Here is a 16,577-nt window from a genome sequence, read left to right on the forward strand (position 1 = left end):
CCACGCGGCGGCGCCCGTCGAGCCCCCTCGCGCAGCGCCCGTCACCTTCGCCTCGCCGCCCCCGGCGATGGCCGCCGCCCAGGCAGAGGCCCCCCGTGGTGCCCCCGTCACGTTCGCGGGCCCGCCGCCCGGAGTACAGTTCGATGGACGGATGGGCGTTCAGGCCCTCCGCATGCCTTCCGAGGCCGAGCCCATGACGACGTACGCTGCCGTCCAGGCCTCCACCGTCACCACCACCGAGACGGTGGCCCGACAGGAAGCCGCGCCCGCCCCCGTCGAGGTGCAGACGCCCGCGCCTCCCCGAGAGGACGACTCCGAGTCCCGCCGCGAGAAGCTCAAGGCCCGCCTCAAGGCCGTGCGTGAGAACCCGCGCCCGGAGCCGCTGCCCGCCACCGTCGCGGAAGCGGGCCAGCGCGCCGTGGAGCGCATCACCCACCTCCAGGCCGAGCTCACGAAGATCAAGGCGCTCAACCTCACCCTCACGCAGGACCTGGAGGTCGCCCGCCGTCAGGCGGAGAAGGCCACGGAGGAGGCCCGCCTGCGCATGGACGAGGCCCGCCGCCTGTCCGCGGAGATGGAGGGCCGCGTGAAGCTGCTCGCGGACCTGGAGCGTGAGCTGGCCTCGCTGGAAGGCGAGCGCGACGAAGCGCTCCTGTCCCTCCAGGAGGCCCGCCAGGCCCTCCAGGCCGCCGCGAAGGAGCACGAGGCCCTGGAGCAGGTCGTCACCAAGGGCAAGCTGGCCCTGGCGGACAGCCTGGCGGAAGAAGAGCGCCTCGCCGTGGAGCTGGAGGGCGCCAAGGACGAGTCCGCCTCCCTGCGCCGCGCCGTGGAGACGCTCCAGGGCGAGCGCGACGTGCTGGCCCAGCAGGTCGCGTCCCTCACCGCCGAGCGCGCCGAGCTGCTGGAGGCGCGCAAGGCCCTGGAGTCCGTGCACCGCGCCCTGAGCCAGGCCACGGTGCGCTGAAGGCTACTTCGCGTCCTTCGCCACGCCCGTGGGCTTCTTCACGGGCCCCACGGCGGCGGTGAAGGACGCGGGCAGGACCGGCCGCTGCAACGCCGCCACGTCCACGCGCGCGAGCGGATCCGCGTTGTTCCCCCGAGCCTCGACGATGGACTTGATCTGCCCCTGGCGCTCCTTCGCGCTGGGGTGGTTCTCCCAGAAGCCGCCGCCTCCGGACGTCTGGCCGAGCAGCTTCGAGAACTCCCCGGGGTCGTAGCCCGCGGACAGCATCAGCTCCACCGCGAGCGCGTCCGCCGCCAGCTCCTCGTCCTTGCGGTGGCCCTTGCCGGCGAGCTCCACGGTCCCATCGACCATCTTCCCCATCAGGCCCGTGTCCGAGTCCAGGTCCAGCCGGCCGTCCAGCAGGCTCGCGTTCTTCAGCGCCGATGCGACCACCGACTTGCCGACGCCCACCATCGCGTCGCCCTTGCAGGTGCTCACCTTCACGGAGACGTACTGGTTCAGCGCGTGCTTGAGCACGACGTGGGCAATCTCATGCGCCAGCACGCCCGCGAGCTGCGCCTCGTTGTCCACGCCCTGAAGCAGCCCGTGCGTGACGAACACGTAGCCCGCGGGCGCGGACAGCGCGTTGAAGCGCTTCGTGTCGTTGAGCACGCCGAACGTCCAGCCCAGCTCCGGCCGGGGGGACTGCATCGCCAGGTTGCGGCCCACCGTGTTGACGTAGGTGCTCAGCTTCTCCTGCGCGGCGCCTGACAGCATCAGCCCGCCGCCCTGCTGCGCCCAGTGGATGGCCAGCGCGCTGCCCAGCGCGTACTCCTCCTGGATGGCGGGTGCCACCTTCAGCTTGTCGCAGGAGTCCACCTTCTCCGCCGCGTCCGCCACCCGGTTCACGTCCGCCCCCAGGTTCGCGGCCTTCAGCCCCTTCGCCACCTGGGTGCAGGACGTGAGGCACAGCCCCAGGCCCGCCGCCACCAGCACTCCCATGCGCGAGCGCATCACCTGCCCCCCTTCTTCGCCTGAGGCTGGGGCCCCAGCTTCGTGTTGGGCGCCACCACCGGGAACAGCCCGGCCTGCTTCACGTGCGCGTCGATCTCCACGGGAGTCACGGCCTTCGCCAGGCCCTCCAGCTTCTTGAGCTGGTTCACCGCGACCGCGTAGTCGCCGCCCTTCTCCTTGCCGTACTTCTCCGCGCCCGGGCTCAGCGCCTTCACCGCCGCGCCGCTGGACACGAAGGCCGCGGGGTCGATGGTGCGCGTCTTGCCGTCCTTGGACACCAGCTCCATGTCGGGCGGCTTCGTGGACAGGTTCGTCTGGAACACGTAGCCGGCCTTGCCTCCGGGCTCGGTCACCTGGTGCCACTGGGCGTTCTTCGGATCCGCGCCCTTCCACGTCACCTGCTGCCCGGGCTGGAGCACCGCCACCACGTCCGCAGTGGGCACCGCGCTCTTGAGCACGCGCGTGTTGCGCGCCTTCACGTAGAGCTTCTCATCCTTCTTCACCGCCCACGCGGCCGTCACCGGCACCCCCAGCGCCAGCAGCAGGATGCCCCAGGTCCATCGTCTCATCGTCGTGCTCCCCACCCTGATACGCCGTCACTTCTCAAGATTCGCCACGCCATCGAAATTCTCCGGAGGCGCTTCCATGTACTCGCGGCAGCGCTCCAGGAGCTTCGCCGTGGGCCCGTCCTCCGGCGACCGCGCGGCCTCCGCCTCCAGCACCGCCGCGGCTTCGGCGAAGCGGGCCTCGCGGTACAGCGCCAGGGCCTCATGGTAGCGCGCCACCGTCTGTCGCATGGACGCGTCCAGCCCGCCCTTGAGCGCCAGCAGCTCATACACCGTGACGGCCTCCGTCTTGCCCGCCACCCGCACGCGGTCCAGCTCGCGCACCTCGATGTGGTCCTTCGCCAGCTCGTACGTGCGCGGGCCAATCATGATGACGGAACCATAGGCCTTGTTCGCGCCCTCCAGGCGCGCGGCCAGGTTCATGCCGTCGCCAATGGCCGTGTAGCTGAAGAGCTGGTCGCTGCCGAAGTTGCCCACGAAGTTCACCGCGCTGTTCACGCCGATGCGCGTGTACACGTCCGGGAACCCCTTCTGGTGGAAGTCCACGCGCAGCGCGTCCACCGCCGCCTTCGCCGCCAGCGCGCCCCGGCACGCGCGCACGGCGTGGTCCTCCTGGGCCATGGGCGCGCCGAAGAGGCACACCACCGCGTCGCCAATGTACTTGTCCAGGCAGCCGCCCTCGTGGAGCAGCGCCCCGCTCACCGCCGTGAGGTACGTGTTGAGGATGCGCACCAGCTGGCGCGGGTCCTCCTTGAAGCGCTCGCTGAAGGTGGAGAAGCCGCGGATGTCGCTGAAGAACGCGGTGATCTCCTTGTTCTCCCCATCCAGGCGCGGCAGCTGCCGCGAGCGGATCATCTGCTCCACCAGCTTCGGCTCCATGAAGCGGTGGAACGCCTGCCGGATGAACTGCGTCTCGCGGTTGGCCACCAGGTGGTTGAACGCCAGCGCGGCCACGCTGGCGCCCACGCCCGCCAGCGCGGGCATCGCCATCAGCACGTGCGTGTGTGACGTCTTGAGCAGCAGGCCCATGAGGGCGTGCAGTCCCAGCACCAGCGCCAGCGGCCAGACCACCTCCAGCAGCGTCCAGCGCGCCGTCACCAGCAGCACCGCGGACACCAGCGCCACGAGGAACGTCAGGCCCAGGTCCACGCCCGGGGACGCGCGGGTGATGAACCTCCCCGACAGCAGCGTGTCCACCACCGTGGCCTGCTTCACCAGCCCGGGCTCCGTGGGGGAGAAGGGCGTGGCCTTGATGTCGTTGAGGCCCACCGCCGTGCCGCCGATGACGACGACCTTGTCCTGGAAGGTGTCCGCGGGCAGCAGCGGCGTGTCGCCCTTGGCGCGGCGGATCCAGTCGTTCAGCACGTCGAAGAGGCGCACCATCACGAAGCGCTCCTGCAGCGAACCGCCGTAGTCCAGCGCGGCGCTCCCGTTGGCGTCCACGGGCCAGGTGCGCTCGCCCAGGCGCAAGGTGCGGCCGGAGAGCGTGACCTCCTTCGCGCCCAGCAGGTCCGCCATCATGCGCACCGGCAGCGTCACGTAGGTGTTGAGGCCGTCCGTGTACGCGAAGGACGTGCGGCGGATGGAGCCGTCCCCGTCCGCCTCCATGTCCACCAGCCCGACCCCGTTCACCGCGTTCACCAGCGCGGACGTCGGAGGCACCGGGTAGCGGGGACTCGATGACGGCTGCGAGGGCGTGTCCCCCAGCCTGGGCAGCGGCCTCCCATCCGTCCGGCGCACGGGGAAGGCGAGCGCCCGCGCCAGGGCCTCCGGCGTCAGCACGGGCGTGGCCGGGGCCGGCGCTTCCTCGAACTCCTCGGGGAAGGAGTCGCCGTCCGGCGGGCTCGCGGGGGGAGCGGCCTCGGGAGCGGTCAGCGGCACGGGAGCCTGGAAGTCCGCGCGCACCAGCGGCTTCGCGGAGCCGCTGCTCGCCATGCCCACGTAGAAGGGGAGGCCCGTCTCACGCAGCGCCTGCGCGAAGCCCAGGTCGGCGGACTCGTCCGCCGTCCGCTCGTCCATCACCGCGTCGAACAGCACGGCCCTGGCTCCGGCGGCCTTCAGCTCCTGCGCGATGCGCGCCCACAGCGTGCGCGTGTACGGCCAGTTGCCGAAGTTGAGCTGAAGCTGCGGGTCCTGGCTGATGCGGTCGATGGTGCTCTGGTCGATGGCCACCACGACCACCTGCCCGGACTTCTCCCGGCCACCGGTGTAGCGGACCAGGGCCTCGTCGTAGGCGATGTGCTCCGTGCTCTCCAGGAGGTGTGCCTCCTCGCACGCCCACGCGACGAGTGTGGCCACCAGCGCGATCCCCAGCATCACGCGTCCGTGATGGCGCCAGCGCTCCTGAACCGACTTCCACGTCTCACCCGTCACGGCCCCTCCCCATGAGGTCGATGGCGGGACGCTACTCCGGGATGCGCCCGCGCGACATGCGCAAGGGCCAGCGGAATTGGACCTTCATCCAGGAGGAGCCGGAGAGCCCCGCGAAGCAGGCAACCCTGCGAGCCGTCGGAGCCCTTCGCGTCCGCCAACCGACGCCTGCACGTCTGTTGCCGTTGGGGAGAGGCCCCCAACCTTGAGGCCCATGGGACCCGAGGCGGTGAAGCACACCGCCCGCGCTCACTGCTTGTCCCTCCCCAGAAGGAGTCACCTCGTGGCCTTGGACCTGTTCAAAGAAAAAGGCACTCCCGTCGAGCGCCAGTCCTTCACCTGGAAGGACATGGTGCGGCGTCCCTACAGCAAGATGGACGACGACGCCTTCACCCGCACGCGCGTCATCCTGATGAATGGCATTGAAGCGGATGCCCTGCGCATGAAGCACATCTTCGCGCGGCTCAATCTGGAGCTGCGCCCGCACCTGGCGCTGGTGCGCCGCGCGGAGCACCACCAGCAGACGCTGGTGAACTGGCTCACGCCGCCGGACCAGAAGGTCATCGAGACCACGCTCGGCTTCGAGCAGCTGGCCATCGAGGTCACCGCCAGCGTGGCCCTCCACGAGCCGGACCCCTATCTGGCCCAGACCTACCGCTTCGGCATGCTGGAGGACTTCGACCACCTGTACCGCTATTCGGCGCTCTATGACCGGCTGGAGGGACAGGACCCCAACAACATCACCCAGTCCTATACGGACATCATCCCGGGCCGCCCCACGGTCGTGGAGCACCGCCATCCGCTGGATGACCTGCGCCGCCCGTATGACTGCAAGACGGCGGATCCGCTGTCCAAGCTGCACGCGATGACCATCACCGCGTCGGAGTTCCAGACGCACGACTACTACATGACCGTGGGCCCCACGTTCACGGACCCCGTCGCGCGGCAGCTCTACGCGGAGATCGCCTCCATCGAGGAGCAGCACGTCACCCAGTACGGCTCGCTGATGGACCCGGGCGAGTCCCTGCTGGAGAAGTGGATGCTCCACGAGGCCATGGAGGTCTACAACTACTACTCGTGCCTCGCGTACGAGTCGAACCCGCGCATCAAGGAGATCTGGCAGCGGTTCGTGGACTACGAGCTGGGCCACCTGCACTACGTGATGGAGCTGTTCAAGAACCTGGAGAAGCGTGACCCGGCGGAGGTGCTGCCCCGGACGCTGCCAGAGCCCATCGCGTTCAAGGAACACCGTGAGTTCGTGCGCAAGGTCCTGTCGCAGGAGGTGGACATGCGCTCCGACGGCATGGACTACGTGGACAAGTCGCAGCTGCCGCCGGACCACCGCACGCTCGCGTACCAGGCCCAGCTGAACTCGGAGGGGTCGCCCTCGGAGACGGCGGCGGCCGGATACACCTGGAGGCCGGGCACGGAGCTGGCCGCGAAGGCGCAGCGCATGGGCTCGGTGCTGGAAGGGAGGAGGCTGCAATGAGCAAGGACACCGTCGCCGACGTGGGAATGAACCGCACCGGCATCAAGACGTCACCCGTGGACAGCAAGGACATCATCGCGCAGGCGGAGAAGGCGCGGCCCAGCAGCCCGGGCGACGCGCAGGCCATCGCGGACGTGCGCAAGCAGTACATGCGCGAGTCCGGTGACGGCCTGGGCCGCGTGCCGCCGCCCTCCAGCCTCAAGGGCGTGGCGAAGACCGCCGTGGACATGCTCAAGGGCGGCAAGCCCACCGTGTTCATCGACAAGCTGGGAGAGCGGCTCGCCTTCGAGCGCAGCGGCGTCCGGCTCTATGAGGGCGCGCTCTCCAAGCTGGATGTCTTCGGCAGCTGGGAGGGGGGCCCTTCGCGGGAGCTGCTCACGAAGATCCTCGACGACGAGCTCAGCCACTTCGCCCTCCTGATGGAGGCCATGGAGAAGCTGGGCGCGGACCCCACGGCCATGACGCCGTCCGCGGACCTGACCTCGGTCATCTCCATGGGCGTGCCCGCGGCCATCTCCGACGCGCGCACCAACCTGCGGCAGACCATGCAGGCGCTGCTGGTGGCGGAGCTGACGGACAACGCGAGCTGGGAGGTGCTCATCGACCTGGCGCGCGGCCTGGGCCATGACTCGTTGGCGGACCGCTTCCAGCTGGCGCTGGACGCCGAAGCCGAGCACCTGGCCCTGGTGAAGGGCTGGTACGCGGCGGGCGTGTCCACGGAGGCCCGCGCGCCCATGGACTCCGCGTCCATGCCCGCGCAGCCCTGAGGGCGGCCAGGCGGACAGGCAGCCGGAAGTGGCAGGCCGTTGTGCGAGGACACAGCTTGTGGGCTCGCACAACGGCTTCGTCACGTCCGGAGGGAACGACATGCAGCTCAGTGAGCTGGGAGGCTCCGAGGGCCTGGAACACAACGCCACGCTCAACCGTGAGTCATTGGTGGCGCTGGGTGCCTTCAGCGCGCTCACCGCGGGCGCTGTCCTCCTCAACGCGAGGAGCACGCGCGAGGCCGTGCAGGGGCGCTGGTACAAGCAGCTGAAGAAGCCGTCCTTCCAGCCGCCGCGCCAGGCCTTCGGGCCGGTGTGGACGACGCTCTATGGCCTCATCGCCGTCTCGGGCTGGCGCATCTGGGGCTCACCCGCGGGCGCGCAACGCTCGCGCGCGCTGGGCCTGTGGTTCGTGCAGCTGGGGCTCAACGCCGCGTGGTCGCACCTGTTCTTCCGCAAGCGCCGGCTCAAGGCCGCCGCGGTGGAGAACTGGGTGCTGCTCGGCGGCATCGCGGCGTACACCGCCGCCGCCAGCCGCGTGGACCGCAAGACGCCGTGGTTCATGGCGCCGTACCTGGGCTGGGTGGGCTTCGCCAACGTGCTGTCCACCGACATTGCCCGGCTCAATGGCTAACACCGGGCGTCTTCCCTCCTCGCGCGCTAGTTGCGCATGCGTGAGGGGGGGACCGCGTTGTTGAAGGACAGCACGGCGGCGAAGTAGCGCGCCTGGTTCTCCGAGGTGCAACGCACCTCCTGGATGCGCCCACCGACCTTCACCCGGACCACCCACCCGTCGTTGTCCTGGCTGATGGGGGACTCGCTCTTCATCGTCATGTTTTCCATGGGGTTTCTCCCTCCCGTGCGCCCGGATAGAGCAGGGGGCGTGCCAGGGCCGGGAAGCGTGGGATTCCAGCCCTTTGCATGGAGCCATTGGCGGGGGCGGGGAGGCGGCGCTGAAGTTCTTTCAGCCGGGGCGCGGCCGGGGCTTCAGTGGAGGTGGCGATCGGGCCACACCTGCGGGAGGGCGGCGCGCGCGGAGGCGAGTGTCGGCAGCGCGACGTAGAAGGTGGACCCGCGGCCCGGGACGCTCTCCACCCAGATGCGGCCGCCGTGGCGCTCCACGATGTCGCGGCTGATGTAGAGCCCCAGGCCCAGCCCGCCGTAGGAGCGCGTGGAGGCGTTGCGCGCGCGGAAGTAGCGGTCGAAGAGCTGCTGCTGCTGGTCCTCCGGGATGCCGATGCCCGGATCCGTCACGGACAGCACCGCGACGTCGTCGCTCAAGGACAGACGCACGCGGATGGCGCCGCCGTCCGGGCTGTACTTGAGCGCGTTCTCCAGCAGGTTGGAGAGGACCTGCTCCAGCCGGTACGTGTCGCCGTGGACGGAGATGGGCTCCGGGGGGCGCTCGAAGTCGAAGGTGTGGTTGCCCCTCTGGCCGTCCATGCTGGCGAGCGTGTGCTCCACCAGCAGGTCGAAGCGGGTGGCCTCCGGGTGCAGGGCCAGGCGGCCGGCCTCGATGCGGGACGCGTCCAGCAGGTCGTTGATGAGGCCGGTGAGGCGCGTGAGCTGGTGGCGCGCGTGGCGCAGCACGCTGGGGTCCAGGTTCTCGCCGCGCTCCAGGCGGCGCTCCAGCGTGGCCAGGCGCAGGCTCAGGGGCGTCAGCGGCGTCTTCAGCTCGTGGCTCGCGATGGAGAGGAAGTCGTCGCGCACGCGGATGGCCTCCTGGGCCTCGCGGTACAGGTGCGCGCGTTCCTCCTCCGCGCGGCGGCGCTCGGTGATGTCCTCGATGAGGACGCCCACGCCCAGGACGCGGCCGTCCGGGGTGCGCACGGGATAGAAGTTGCCCCGGAAGCAGCGCCGGGGCCCTTCGAGGCCCAGGTCCACGTCGGAGGTGGACTCCTGGTCGACCAGCGGCTCGCCGGTGCGCAGCACGTACCGGGGGCCCTGCTCCGCGATGGCGCCCGCCTCCCCGAGCAGCTCCGGCAGCGTATGTCCCGGGTGCGCGTCCGCCGGGATGCCGTTGAGGCGCGCGAGCGTCTCGTTGACGCGCACGTAGCGCAGGCGCGTGTCCAGGAAGCCGATGCCCACCGGCGCGCCTCGGAAGAGCAGGTCCAGCTGGGCCAGGTTCTCCTCGCGCTCGGCCTCCACGCGGCGGCGCTCGGTGATGTCCTCCACGATGCCCACGCCGCCCTCCACGCTGCCGTCCTCCGCGTAGCAGGGCGCGAAGCGGATGCGCACCGGCGTCTCCTTGCCGGTGGTGACGGAGCGGTAGTTGCCTTCGTAGTCGCAGGGGCGGCCGTCCAGCGATTCGCGCACGCAGGTCAGGATGCGCTCGTCGCGCAGCGTGAGGAGGTTCAGGCCCACCAGGTTGCGCTTCGACGTGCCAATGAGCCCGGAGAAGCGCTCGTTGCACGCGGTGATGACGGGCAGGCGGTCGAAGTGGAAGATGCCCAGGGGCGCGTTCTCCACGAGCAGCCGGTAGAGCCGGTCCGCCGTCTCCGGGTGCATGGACGCGTCGGTGGCCCCGGCCACCTGCTCCACCGGCTCCTCCAGCGAGTCGATGACCTCATGCAGCCGGCGCATCGTGAGGACGATGCGCTCCTGTCCGTCCATGCCGGCGGCGCCCACGGCCAGCTCCACCAGCAGCTCCACGCCGTCGCGCCGCCGGGCGAAGACGCGCGTGGGCCGCCCGCCCAGTGCCTTGCGGCGCGACAGCAGGTAGCGCGGCAGGCTGAGGCCGTGGAAGCGGTGCAGGCGGGACGGGAAGAGGTCGGTGACGGGCCGGCCCAGGAGCTGTTCGCGGTCCCAGCCCAGCAGCCGCTCCGTCGCCGCGTTGACCTGCAGGATGCGCTCATCCGGACCGCACGCGACAAAGGGGTCCACCGCTGCGTCCAAGATGGCTTCCAGCTCCCGTGCGGCTCCTGCGGACATGCATCGCTCCTGGTGGGCTTCCTGCCACGAGGGCAGGCCCTGCCGGGCGGTGGGGGCTCCCCGGCGTTGGCGGGCGCGCGTCTTGGCGCCCGTGCGCGTTCCCTTTGCCTACAGGTACACACTGTCGGCTTCCCCGGCGCGGAAGTGTCCGGAGGTCGGATGCCGTCAGCGCCCCTGGAGACCAGGCGGGCAGGCCTAGCGCCGGCGCTTGGGCTGCGTGCGGCCGCGCTTCGCCGCCTGCTTGCGCACGGGCTTCTTTTCGGGCGCGGGCGGCCGGGCGCTCAGCGTGAGCGTCTCCAGCTTCTCGCGCAGGGTGCGCGTCTCCTGCTTGAGCGCGTCCAGCTCCTCGCGCAGCGACGCGACCTCGCGGGCCTGGGGCGCGCCTTCGCGCAGGGACCGCACGGCCTCGCGGGCGTAGCGGCGCGTTCGCGGGTCGCTGAAGGTCGTGCCCTCCAGCGCGGGCAGCAGGCGCCGGTCGCCCAGCGTGGAGGCCGCGTCGCAGACCGCCAGCTGCACGCGGAACTGCGGGTCTCGCAACAGCTGCGCGAACAGGTCCACCGCTTCGCGCTTGCGGTTCGCCACCTCCGCCAGCTTCGCCACCGCGCTCACGGCCGCGCGGCGCAGGAACGAGGGCTGGCCGTAGGCCGTCCGAGCCACGGCCACCGGGAACGCCGCCGCGTCCTGCGTCTCCGCCAGCCCGTCCATCGCGGCCGCGCCGATGACGTCCTGGAACGACGGCCGCGTGGCGGCGGCCTCCAGCAGGGGCAGCGCATCCGGCGCGCGCACGCGGCCCAGTCCCCGCGCGGCCTCCGCCTCCACGAAGTAGCTGGCGTCTCCGGCCTCCAGCAGCGCGCGCAGCCGGGCAGCCACCTCCACGTCGTGGCGGAACTCACCCAGCGCGGCGACGACGGCGCGGCGCACGCGCGGGTGCCCGGTGACGGCCGAGTCGAGCAGCAGCGCGCGGGCCTCCGGCGTGCGGATGCGGCCCAGCGCCTTCGCGCACGCGGCGCGGGTGGCCCAGAAGAGCTTCGCGTCCTTCAGCGCGCGGCCCAGCGCCTCCACCGACCGCGGGCCACCGTCCTTGCCCAGCGCGTGCGCGGCCTCCGTGCGCGCGCGGGCCTCCGGGGCGCTCGCCAGCTCCTCGCGCCACAGCCCCACGGCCTTGTCCACGTCCAGCGTGCCCAGCACGTCGCGGCGCGGATCCACGCGCACCTGCGTGGGCGCGGCGGGGCAGGGAAGGTGGAAGCGGTGCTCCGCGTCCGTGAGGTCCAGCCGGTGGCGCGTGTCTTCTCCATTCGCCGTGACGACGACCTCCAGCGGCAGCCGGAAGACAGGCGTGCCCGAGTCCGTGCGCTGCGTCTGGCGCACGGCGATGCGCAGGCGCGCGTCGTCCGCCTCGTAGCGGACCTCCACCTTCAGCTCCGGGTGTCCGGGGGAGAAGACGTACTGGTCGAACACCGGGTCCAGGTTGTGGCCGGTGGCCTCTTCAAAGGCGCGCGCCAGGTCCACCGTCTCCACCACGCCGTGGCGGTGGGACGCGACGTAGTGGCGCAGGGCGCGCACGAAGAGGTCATCCCCCACGCGGCGGCGCAGCTCGTGGAGCACCAGCCCGCCCTTCTCGTAGAGGTGGCGGTCGAACAGGTCCATGGGCGCCTGGAACTTCCGGGCGACGATGGGGCGCGCGTAGCGCTCGCGCGTCTCGGAGAGGTAGGCCTCCAGGTCGAGCGCCCGGTGATGGTCGGCCTCGTCCCGGTTGTCCCCGCGCTCCTTCCAGAGCACCTCGAAGTAGGTGGCGAAGCCCTCGTTGAGCCAGCCGTGGGGCCAGTCGCGGCAGGTGAGCAGGTCGCCGAACCACTGGTGCGCCAGTTCGTGGGAGATGAGCGGTTCGGCGGTGTAGTCCAGGTGCGCCCGCGCGTCGTGCAGCACGGTGTCCACCAGCGTGGTGGCCGTGGTGTGCTCCATGCCGCCCAGGATGAACTCCGTGACGAACACCTGCGCGTAGCCGCTCCACGGGTAGGGCTCGCCGGTGAGGGCTTCGTACGCGGCGATCATCCGCGGCGTGCGCGCCACGCACCGGAGCGCGTCCTCGCGGCGGCCCTTGGGGAACAGGTAGCGCAGCGGCGTGGTGCCGGCGGTGTCGGTGGCCTCGTCGAAGTCGCCCACCACCAGCGTGACGAGGTAGGGCGCGTGCGGCTGCGCCATGCGGTGGTGCTGGGTGCGCCGCCCGCCGGTGGTGACGTCGCTGACGAGCACGCCGTTGGACAGCGACGTCATGTGCGCCGGGAAGGTGGCGATGACCTCCGACGTGGCCTTCTGCGCGGGCGTGTCCAGGCAGGGGAACCAGCACCTCGCGTCGATGTCCTGGCCCTGCGTCCACGCCTGGACCGGGCGGTCGGGGTAGCCCGCGTCGGGGCCCCAGAAGTAGAGGCCTCGGCGGGGACGGGCGCGGTAGGTGAGCGCGACGTCACACGCCTGGCCTGAGTCCAGCGCGCGAGGCAGCTCCACGCGCACGTGGGCGCCGGAGTTGGAGAAGGGGACGGAGCGGCCGTCGACGCGCGCGTCGCTGACGTCCAGGTCCACCGCGTCGAAGGTGACGGTGGTCACGGCGCGGACCGCGGACACGCGGGTGGTGCAGGTGCCGGCCAGGGCGCGCGCGTCGAAGTCCAGGTCCAGCTCGATGCGCACGTGCTCGGCGCGCACGGGGCGGGGCGCGGCGTAGTGCTCGGTGGCGCCGGGGAGGCTGAACGGATGCGGGTCGGAGGACCCGGCGGCGGCGGGGGCGTGGCGGTGGCAGCAGCGCATGGGAGAGGTGACTCTTTCGCAAGCCCGCCCCCGGGTCGAGACGCTTTGAACCGGGTCTTGTCGGAATTCCGGGAACTGGACCGGCGGAGGTTGAGAAACGGCCGGGGCTTCCCCAGGATGGGAGGACCGTGCAGGCCGTTCTCTACTTCTCCGACAAGCAGGTGCGCGAGAAGCTCTTCGCCTTCGTGGACGGGGCGCCGGGGCTGATGCTGGTGGCGGGGGTGCGCCACGGCGCGGGGATGACGCGTCCTCCCCAGGCGCGCGAGCCCTTCGCGGCGCTGGAGGACCGCTTCGGGGACGTGCTGGCGCAGGTCATCGTGGCGGACGAGGGCACCACGGAGGGCATGTGGCGCGACCCGCTGGGAGACCTGGGCGACCGGCTCTACCCGGACGACAAGAAGCGCGCCTACGCGGCGGCCACGGGCTACGTGCTGCTGGAGGGCGGCCGGCCGCGCGCGGTGGTGCGCAAGCACGCCAGTCCCACTGAAGACCTGTGGTTCCTGCAAGAGGCCCTGAGCCGCCTGTCTCCTGGCATCCCCGCGCCCGACCCGGCGAAGCGTCCCGGCCACCGCCGGCCTGAGCCCGCGCCCAGGGCCCCACCGCGCTACGGGCCCGCGAGCGACGAAGCCACGCCCCCGCGCGGCAGCCGCGCCGTCGCACCCGAGCCGGAGACGAAGGACCCCTGGACGGTGCTGGGCATCGCGCGGGGGACGCCGAAGGACGAAGCGCGCAAGGCCTTCCGCGCGCTCATCGCGCAATACCATCCGGACAAGGTCGCGCACCTGGCGCCGGAGTTCCACGCGCTCGCGGAGCGCAAGACGCGTGAAATCCTGGACGCGTGGGAGGCGCTGGAGCGCGACGCGGGCTGATCAGTGCACGGTGCGGCGCGGCTTCTTACGCGCGGGACGCTTCAGCCGGGCCTCCAGGTAGTCCTTCAACACCACGGCGTTGTTGTGCTCGGTATCGCGAGCGCCGTAGAGCAGGGTGACGCGGCCCTGGCGCGCGGCCTCCAGCAGCGGCTCCCAGACGTCCGGGTGCGCGTCCAGCTCGCGGGTGTACCGGCGCCGGAACTCGTCCCAGCGCTCGACGTCATGGGCGAACCACCGCCGCAGCTCCGTGCTGGGCCCGACCTCGCGCGGCCAGCCATCCAGGTGGAGGTCCGCCTTCTTCCGCCCCCGAGGCCACAGCCGGTCCACCAGGAAGCGGGTCCCCGCCCGGGCCTCCGGGCCGTGCTCGTCATAGACGCGCTGGAGTCGAATCATCTTTCACCTCAGATCACCAACGTTGGTGCCGGTGCGTCCAACCGGAACCGCGCGATGAGCGGCACGTGGTCCGACAGGCCGTGGAAGCGGCTGGTCAGGTCCCCGAAGGGCCGCGTCTCCTCCGTGTCCAGCCAGCTCACGCCGCCACCGGAGAACAGGTGGTCCAGATGCATGCGCATGTGCATGAAGCCCGCGGTGGGGAAGGCGCGGGACAGGGTCGGGTTGATCTGCCCGACCGCCGCCTGCGCGCACGTCAGGTGCGCATCCCCCGTGAGATAGCGGAACACCGGCGAGGACGGCGGCGAGTTGAAGTCCCCGCACACCACGAAGGGCTCCTCCTTCGCGTGCAGCCCGATGAAGCCCGTGAGCTTCATTGCCTCGTGGAGCTGGTTGACGCCGCAGCCCATCTTGTCGCGCGTGGCCCAGAACTCGCGGGCGAACGGCGTGGGCAGGCTCAGGTGCGTGTTGAAGATGTGGAACGCGCGCTGGTCCGCGCGGCGGATGACCCGCATGTGCGCGCAGATGCGGCTCTGCTTGCGCTCCTTCAAGCCCTGCACGTGGTGGTGCGTGATGTGCTCCGGCGCCTGCACGTTGTGCCTGTCCACCTGGAGCGTGCGCGTGTTGACGAGCATCGCCAGGCCGGTGGTGTAGAGCGACAGCTCGCCCACCTTGTAGTGGTGCGCGCGGAAGTAGAACGCCTCGTAGGGCATCTCCCTCCCCTGGAGGGCGAACGTCTCCTCCACGCGCGTCATGAAGGCCTCCAGCTGCGTCTCCCCTGGACGCGTGGGCCGGTGCACGATGTTGCTGCGCAGCGAGGACGTCTCCACCTCCTGGAGGCACACGACGTCCGGCAGCGGGTCCAGCGTGGACAGTGCGGCCGCCACCCGGCGCTTGGGACCGATGGTGCTCGCGAGCCCCCTCAGCATGTGGCCGAAGTAGCGGACGTTGTACGTGACGATGCGCAGCGCTGACGGCTCCATGGTCCGGTCGCTACCTCCCCATGCCTCGCGGTGAAAAATGGGAAGCCCTGGGACGAACGTCCAGGTCTCCCCGCGCTCTTCACCATGGGATGCGCGCGCGCCCGCCGCGATGTAGCGCCAGGCGGACAAAGGGCTCGCCCGCCCGGCTGCTCACGGAGCGGGCTTCACCCGCACCATCGTGTCCAGCAGGTGCTCCAGCGCCCGGTCCGGGTCGTCACAGAGGCCCGCGTGCACCGGGCCCGTCTGGAGCATCGTGCTCCGGGGCGCCACCAGCCAGTGCCAGCGCTCCTTCTGGGGCAGCCGCCCAATGGGCCCCGCGTCCTTCCCGCCCACGCACACGCGGCGGAAGCTCTCCAGGTGGCCGCTCAACAGCTCCACGTCCGCGTCCGGGGACAGCGCCTTGAGCCGCGCCGCGTCCAGCTCCACGCGCGCGCCCAGGTAGCGGTGCTGCACGCAGAAGAGGACGACGCCCACGTTGATGAACTCCTCGCGCTCCACGCGAGGCACCAGCCGGATGATGGCGTAATCAAACGAGCTGGGCGTGGGCACGCGTCGCCTCCTCGATGAACGCCGGCGCCGCTTCCAGCCTGCGCATCAGCCACGTCACGTACGCCGCGCGGTGCTCCGCCGCGGACGCGAACGTGGGCTCCTGGCCCAGCCACGCCTCCGGGATGGACCCCACGATGCGCTCCACCACCTCCCGCGTCACCCGCTCCCGGAGCAGGTCCCCCGCCGCCGCCAGCCCGTGCGCCCAGGGCAGGAGCACGTGGTCCTTGATGGGCGCGAAGCGCGTCTGGCTGCGCTCCTCCCACCCGTCCCACGAGTGGTGGAAGTACATCGCCGCCCCATGGTCGATGAGCCAGAGGTTGCGGTGCCACACCAGGAGGTTGGGGTTCTTCGGCGTGCGGTCCACGTTCGTCACGAACGCGTCGAACGCCACGATGGCGGACGCCACCTGCGTCTCCGGCACCGGCACCGCCAGCGGGTCGAACGTCACCGAGCGCGGCAGGTAGTCCAGCGCCAGGTTCAACCCCGTGCTCGACTTGAGCAGCTCCCGGATTTCGCTGTCCGGCTCGTTGCGCCCCAGCGACACGTCCAGCTCCACGAACACCAGCTCCGGAACGCGCAGGCCCAAGACCCGCGCCAATTCCCCGGCCAGCAACTCCGCGATGAGCGCCTTGGCCCCCTGGCCCGCTCCACGGAACTTCACGACATAGAGCCCCGCGTCGTTCGCCTCCACGATGGCGGGCAGCGAGCCCCCCTCGCGCAAGGGCGTCACGTAGCGCGTGGCGGTGACCGTCCTCAGCATCACTCGTCCTCGACAGTTCCCGGGCACTCCGGGGGTGGCGGCTGTACCACGGCCCTGCCCGACGGGGAAACACCCTGCACCTGACCGTGCTTCCCCTCGCGCACCATCGATTCAATTGCGCGCAATTGAATTGCGCACTACATATTC

15 protein-coding genes are annotated in these 16,577 nt (G+C 71.0%); 5 read left to right on the forward strand and 10 right to left on the reverse strand.

Annotation, left to right across the window (positions count from 1 at the left end):
* A partial coding sequence (locus D7X96_RS28185) for an extensin-like protein (RefSeq protein ID WP_121771167.1) occupies positions 1-964 on the forward strand: 964 nt, incomplete at its 5' end.
* A 3-nt stretch (positions 965-967) separates the two neighbouring features.
* On the opposite strand, the gene D7X96_RS28190 is transcribed toward D7X96_RS28185, so the two are convergent.
* From D7X96_RS28190 to D7X96_RS28200, 3 genes are read right to left on the reverse strand one after another with little or no spacing between them, the layout of a single operon-like run.
* Positions 968-1,957, reverse strand: a complete 990-nt coding sequence (locus D7X96_RS28190) for a M48 family metallopeptidase (RefSeq protein WP_244219752.1) — start codon at positions 1,955-1,957, stop codon at positions 968-970.
* Positions 1,957-2,526 (reverse strand): SH3 domain-containing protein, encoded by a 570-nt coding sequence (locus D7X96_RS28195; RefSeq protein WP_121724972.1) that lies wholly within the window; start codon positions 2,524-2,526, stop codon positions 1,957-1,959. Before D7X96_RS28195 ends, D7X96_RS28190 begins: the two co-directional genes overlap by 1 nt.
* A 27-nt stretch (positions 2,527-2,553) precedes the next feature.
* Positions 2,554-4,896, reverse strand: a complete 2,343-nt coding sequence (locus D7X96_RS28200; protein WP_120547295.1) for a CHASE2 domain-containing protein — start codon at positions 4,894-4,896, stop codon at positions 2,554-2,556.
* 280 nt (positions 4,897-5,176) lie between these two features.
* On the opposite strand from D7X96_RS28200, the gene D7X96_RS28205 reads away from it, so the two are divergent.
* The 3 genes from D7X96_RS28205 to D7X96_RS28215 all read left to right on the forward strand — a co-directional run bounded on the left by D7X96_RS28205 (position 5,177) and on the right by D7X96_RS28215 (position 7,780).
* A complete protein-coding gene (locus D7X96_RS28205; protein WP_120547296.1) occupies positions 5,177-6,382 on the forward strand; it encodes a hypothetical protein in 1,206 nt (401 codons plus the stop codon).
* Complete coding sequence (locus tag D7X96_RS28210; protein ID WP_121771168.1) at positions 6,379-7,149, forward strand: ferritin-like domain-containing protein; 771 nt, start codon at positions 6,379-6,381, stop codon at positions 7,147-7,149. Before D7X96_RS28205 ends, D7X96_RS28210 begins: the two co-directional genes overlap by 4 nt.
* A 100-nt stretch (positions 7,150-7,249) precedes the next feature.
* Complete coding sequence (locus tag D7X96_RS28215) at positions 7,250-7,780, forward strand: TspO/MBR family protein (RefSeq protein WP_121771178.1); 531 nt, start codon at positions 7,250-7,252, stop codon at positions 7,778-7,780.
* A gap of 26 nt (positions 7,781-7,806) precedes the next feature.
* On the opposite strand, the gene D7X96_RS28220 is transcribed toward D7X96_RS28215, so the two are convergent.
* From D7X96_RS28220 to D7X96_RS28230, 3 genes are all read right to left on the reverse strand, one after another.
* Positions 7,807-7,989, reverse strand: coding sequence for a hypothetical protein (locus D7X96_RS28220; RefSeq protein WP_120547298.1), 183 nt, complete (start codon positions 7,987-7,989; stop codon positions 7,807-7,809).
* Positions 7,990-8,133: 144 nt separating this feature from the next.
* The gene (locus D7X96_RS28225) at positions 8,134-10,077 is read right to left on the reverse strand and encodes a PAS domain-containing sensor histidine kinase (RefSeq protein ID WP_120547299.1); all 1,944 of its coding nucleotides are present in this window, start codon (positions 10,075-10,077) and stop codon (positions 8,134-8,136) included.
* 195 nt (positions 10,078-10,272) lie between these two features.
* Complete coding sequence (locus D7X96_RS28230; protein ID WP_121771169.1) at positions 10,273-12,879, reverse strand: M1 family metallopeptidase; 2,607 nt, start codon at positions 12,877-12,879, stop codon at positions 10,273-10,275.
* Between the two features lie 128 nt (positions 12,880-13,007).
* On the opposite strand from D7X96_RS28230, the gene D7X96_RS28235 reads away from it, so the two are divergent.
* Entirely contained in the window at positions 13,008-13,748 is a 741-nt protein-coding gene (locus D7X96_RS28235; protein ID WP_120547302.1) for a J domain-containing protein, read from the forward strand.
* Here D7X96_RS28235 and D7X96_RS28240 read toward each other — a convergent pair whose 3' ends face one another.
* From D7X96_RS28240 to D7X96_RS28255, 4 genes are all read right to left on the reverse strand, one after another.
* Positions 13,749-14,141, reverse strand: coding sequence for a DUF488 domain-containing protein (locus D7X96_RS28240; protein WP_121771170.1), 393 nt, complete (start codon positions 14,139-14,141; stop codon positions 13,749-13,751).
* Between the two features lie 8 nt (positions 14,142-14,149).
* Positions 14,150-15,121, reverse strand: coding sequence for an endonuclease/exonuclease/phosphatase family protein (locus D7X96_RS28245; protein WP_120547304.1), 972 nt, complete (start codon positions 15,119-15,121; stop codon positions 14,150-14,152).
* Positions 15,122-15,271: 150 nt separating this feature from the next.
* The gene (locus tag D7X96_RS28250) at positions 15,272-15,670 is read right to left on the reverse strand and encodes a DUF3037 domain-containing protein (RefSeq protein WP_120547305.1); all 399 of its coding nucleotides are present in this window, start codon (positions 15,668-15,670) and stop codon (positions 15,272-15,274) included.
* Entirely contained in the window at positions 15,648-16,430 is a 783-nt protein-coding gene (locus D7X96_RS28255; RefSeq protein WP_121771171.1) for a HipA family kinase, read from the reverse strand. Before D7X96_RS28255 ends, D7X96_RS28250 begins: the two co-directional genes overlap by 23 nt.
* Between the last annotated feature and the right edge of the window lie 147 nt (positions 16,431-16,577).

It is taken from the genome of Corallococcus interemptor, from assembly GCF_003668875.1.
Lineage (GTDB): Bacteria > Myxococcota > Myxococcia > Myxococcales > Myxococcaceae > Corallococcus > Corallococcus interemptor.